The 3975-nt window shown below is 58.2% G+C and carries 6 protein-coding genes; 3 read left to right on the forward strand and 3 right to left on the reverse strand.

The genetic code is table 11. From position 1 onward, the window contains the following. Positions 1 to 153: 153 nt before the first annotated feature. Positions 154 to 546, forward strand: coding sequence for a hypothetical protein (locus E5J99_RS20720; RefSeq protein WP_135499712.1), 393 nt, complete (start codon positions 154 to 156; stop codon positions 544 to 546). A gap of 161 nt (positions 547 to 707) precedes the next feature. Here the strand turns inward: E5J99_RS20720 and E5J99_RS20725 are convergent, their stop codons facing one another. The 3 genes from E5J99_RS20725 to E5J99_RS20735 are packed head-to-tail and all read right to left on the reverse strand — an operon-like array spanning position 708 to position 2090. Next, positions 708 to 1058 (reverse strand): helix-turn-helix domain-containing protein, encoded by a 351-nt coding sequence (locus E5J99_RS20725; RefSeq protein WP_245319160.1) that lies wholly within the window; start codon positions 1056 to 1058, stop codon positions 708 to 710. Positions 1059 to 1080: 22 nt separating this feature from the next. Continuing rightward, on the reverse strand, positions 1081 to 1425 hold the full coding sequence (locus E5J99_RS20730; RefSeq protein WP_135499713.1) for a type II toxin-antitoxin system RelE/ParE family toxin: 345 nt from the start codon (positions 1423 to 1425) through the stop codon (positions 1081 to 1083). Between the two features lie 50 nt (positions 1426 to 1475). Further along, positions 1476 to 2090, reverse strand: a complete 615-nt coding sequence (locus tag E5J99_RS20735; RefSeq protein WP_135499714.1) for an acyl carrier protein phosphodiesterase — start codon at positions 2088 to 2090, stop codon at positions 1476 to 1478. Between the two features lie 142 nt (positions 2091 to 2232). On the opposite strand from E5J99_RS20735, the gene E5J99_RS20740 reads away from it, so the two are divergent. Both E5J99_RS20740 and E5J99_RS20745 read left to right on the forward strand, forming a co-directional pair. Beyond that, the gene (locus E5J99_RS20740) at positions 2233 to 2745 is read left to right on the forward strand and encodes a pyridoxamine 5'-phosphate oxidase family protein (RefSeq protein WP_135499715.1); all 513 of its coding nucleotides are present in this window, start codon (positions 2233 to 2235) and stop codon (positions 2743 to 2745) included. Positions 2746 to 2960: 215 nt separating this feature from the next. Then, positions 2961 to 3641 (forward strand): spheroidene monooxygenase, encoded by a 681-nt coding sequence (locus tag E5J99_RS20745; RefSeq protein WP_245319162.1) that lies wholly within the window; start codon positions 2961 to 2963, stop codon positions 3639 to 3641. Positions 3642 to 3975: the final 334 nt, after the last annotated feature.

Consider the following 3975-nt stretch of genomic DNA (forward strand, 5'->3'; position numbering starts at 1 on the left):
CAACGGCGCACAGCGGGTCTTGACCTTGCGCGTCTGCGCGATGAGTAACCGATGGCAGCTGGTACGCCAACACATTGAACCCTTCAACACGGCCAGGGCGGCGTAGCGACAATTTGGGTTGCACCCTATAAGAATGGCAAGAAAATAATGAACATGTCAGGCACTGAGCGCCTACAGGTTAGCTATAAGAGTTGGGCAGCAATAGTTCCAGAGAACTTCAGAACGATCAACGAAAACCTTGAGGTAATTAAAATAAATTGCCCTAGTGCTGAAGAAGTCAATAAATATGTCAAGGAGAAAATGAATAATCAGCTATTCGACGCTCTTTATCTAATCTACCCTATTCTATCTCAGCAAGCACACGTTTCCGTATTTAGCAAGGGAATGATTTATGATGGAGTTGATGGTCAAGTGAAGATATTCTATACTATTGCTCGTGCAATACTAGAATGTTCAATAATGCTCTTGGATAAAATTGAAATGGGAAATCATCAACAAATAAGTAGTGAGGTAAAAGCTATACGTGATTCCTTTTTTACTGAATAGTATTTCACCAAAGAATTGACTGATTCCCTGTAAGCTTCCCCGGCCAGTGGGTCAGTGAAAAGCCGAAAATCTCAGCCAATACATTCCACTTGGCTACCCAAATTTCCCTCCACCCCCTTCCTTAGCTCCGGCCAGAACTTCCGAAAATCCGCCTCACTCGCCTACTCTCCCAGCGGCTCAATCCCAAAAGTAACCCGCGCGCCCAGCGCCAGAAACACTTTTTGCAGCGTGTCGAGGGTGATGTTGGCGGTGCTGCTTTCCAGGCGGGAAACCTGGGCTTTCTTCACCCCGATTTTGTCGCCCAGCTCCTGCTGGGTCATGTGGCGGGCTTTGCGCAGCTCCTTTATTTTCTCGGCAATGATTTCGGCCCGCAGCTCGGCTTCGTAGGTGTGGCGCTCGGGCGTGCCCTCGGCCCCTACGTAGCTGCTTTTTACTTCCTGAAACCGCTTGAGCTGCATGGGCTGGGTTTCGGTGCCGGGCTGGTTGCTGTTGGTGGCCATGAGCGGGTTCATTATTTAGGTGGTTGATAGAAAGTTAGCGGCGGCCCGCAAACCAGGCTTGCCGGGTACGCTCGGCGCGGGCAATATCGGCGGCGGGTGTCTTCTGGGTTTTCTTATCCAGGCCGTGAGTGCAGATAATAAGCGTATCGGCAGCGCCCGTAGTATCCCAGAAGGCAAACAGCCGGTAGGTGTGGTTTGGCCCATCGACACGAAACTCCCAGATATCGGCCGTACCCGTCATTTTCTGAAACCAGTCGCCCTTGAAGCCCAGCTCGGTTTTCTCGAAAGCCTTAGCAAACCGTTTCCGCACTTCCGGAGTCAGCGCCCGCACAAAGGCGTCAGCTTCATCAGTCAGGGCAACGGCAATCGGCTTTTGCATGGAGCAACCCGTTAGTCAACAGAAAAGACGCTGCAACGATACAAAAAGGTTTACATATCTGTAAACATATTTTCCTCCACCCCCTCCCTTAGCTCCGGCCAAAACTCCCGAAAATCGGCCTCGTATGCCTCCGCTTCCCCCAGAAACGCCGCCGCCCCGGTGGCCAGCACGGCCCCGCTGGGCACGCGGCGGCTGAGGCCCAGCAGGGCACGGTGCAGACCTGCGGGTTGGGCGTAACCCGTCAGCCAGTCGTCGCGGCGCATGTACTGGAACATGTGCTGGAGGCGCTCGGGCAGCTCGTGGCGGCGGGCCTGCAGCAGCGCGTAGTGGCGCTGGGCGAAGGCGGGCAGCGGCTCGGCGGGGTGAAACCCGGCAAAGTCGCGGGCCAGCAGGTGGTCGTAGCCCATGTCGGCTACCACGCCGGCCCACTTGCCCAGGCCGGCTTCGCGCAGGCGGGCGGTGCTGCGGCGCACGATGGGGTGCGCGTCGGTGAAGGAATCGATGAAGCGGTGGAGGCGGATGCCGCGCTGCACCGCTGCGGGATAGGCCAGCACCTGCGCCCGGCCCCGCACGGCCTCGGCGGCGAAATTGCCGACGACGATATCCGCGTAGTCGGGCGTGGTGGCGGGCGAGCCGGAGAGCAGTAGGTGGGCCAGAAAATTCATCGGGAGCGGAAAGTACGGTAAAATCGGGGCGGTGGGCTAGTGGTTGCGCTAACCCGGCGGGCCGCTCAACCGTACAGACCAACAAGCCACCGGCTTTTTCGGCGGCTTCTATTCTTTCCGTTCTTCCCAAACACCCCTACCCATGTCCGATAAATCGCCCGTAACCAACGACCTGTCCAAGCTGCTCGAGAAAATCAAGGATGTGCGCATTGCCATGCTCACCACCCAGGATACGGACGGCAGCCTGCGCAGCCGCCCCATGTACACCCAGACGCCCGACGGGACCAACGCTCTGGTCTTCCTGACCGATAAGGATTCGGCCAAAGTCTACGAAGTAAAAAAGGACAGCCACGTAAACCTGAGCTACGGCAAGCCCGAAGATAACGTGTACGTATCCGTATCAGGCCGCGCCAACGCCTACCGCGACCAGGCCGAAATCGACCAGCTCTGGAGCGAGCCGCTGCGGGCCTGGTTTGCCAAAGGCAAAGACGACCCAAACATCATGATTCTCAAAGTTGAAATCGAGAAGGGCGAATACTGGGATACCCCCAGCGGAGTTCTTTCCCGGGCTGCAGCCTACGTGAAAGCCCTGACCACCGGCGAGCGGGCCACTTCCGACGACGTGAACGAGCACGCCAAAGTGAACGTGAAGTAAGCTCCGCGTAGCAATTTTTGAAAAGGGCCGGAAGCAATTCCGGCCCTTTTCTGTTGTTTTGGCAGTTAGCCAATCGGCGGTCATGCTGAGCGAAGCCGAAGCATCTCGCGTGCTGACGTCTGATTGGTAGGCCAGCGTCAGCACGCGGGATGCTTCGGCAGCGCGGACGCCAGATGAAGCAGGATGTTCTTATATCTTTAATTCTTAATTCTCACTTGCTCACTACCCTTTCCATCATCACCCTGCGGCCCGGCAACATTCGTTGGGGGCTGGCCCAGATGGGCACGGCGCAGCAGCCCCTACAACGGGTGCCGGGGCTGCGGTTTCAGAAGCTGCTGGGCAGCGGCGCGGGCGGCTTCGGGGCGCTGCCCAACCTGCACCGCTACGGTTTTATGGCTGTGTGGGAGTCGGAAGAAGCGGCGGCGGCGTTTTTTGCCACCCACCCGCTCTGGCAGCAGTACCAGCAGCGGGCCGCCGAAATCTGGACGGCCCGGCTGGCCCCGCTCAAGTCGCACGGCCTGTGGGACGGGACCAATCCATTCGACTACGCCACCGAAAGCCCGGCCGCCGACGGCCCCGTGGCGGTGCTCACCCGCGCCTCCATCCGCCTGACCAAAGCCCGGCGCTTCTGGCGCTACGTGGCCCCGGTCAGCGCTACTATTGCCCACGCGCCGGGCGTGCGGGCCGCCATCGGGCTGGGCGAGCTGCCGGTGGTGCGCCAGGCCACCGTGAGCCTCTGGGACTCGGCGCAGGCCATGCAGGACTACGCCTACCGCAGCGAAAAGCACCGGGAAGTAATCCGGCTGACGCGCCAGGAAGCCTGGTACGGCGAGGAAATGTTTGCCCGCTTCCGGGTGCTGGGTACCGAAGGCACCTGGGACGACCGGCCGCTGTAGGCGCGCATCCGCCCGCAACTGCCGGCCGTTTACCCGACAGACTTGTTCCCAAATACAGAAAAAGTGTATTTGGCCGTCATGCTTTATCTGGCATCCGCTTGTCGAAGCATCTCACCGCAGCAGTAAATTAGATTGCCTGCGCGGTAGAAATGCTTCGACAAGCGGACGCCAGATAAAGCATGACGTTCTTTTTTATGTGGTTCCTAACTCTACTTTGGCAGGTTGTGCGGTAGGGAGCAAGGGCATAAATTCAGGGAATGGACTTGCCGATTACTGAAAAAAAGTGGAGGCCTACGTGGCCAGTTACGCCACCTGCTTTCGCCCGCGCCTACAC

The organism is Hymenobacter elongatus (assembly GCF_004745955.1).
Taxonomy (GTDB): domain Bacteria; phylum Bacteroidota; class Bacteroidia; order Cytophagales; family Hymenobacteraceae; genus Hymenobacter; species Hymenobacter elongatus.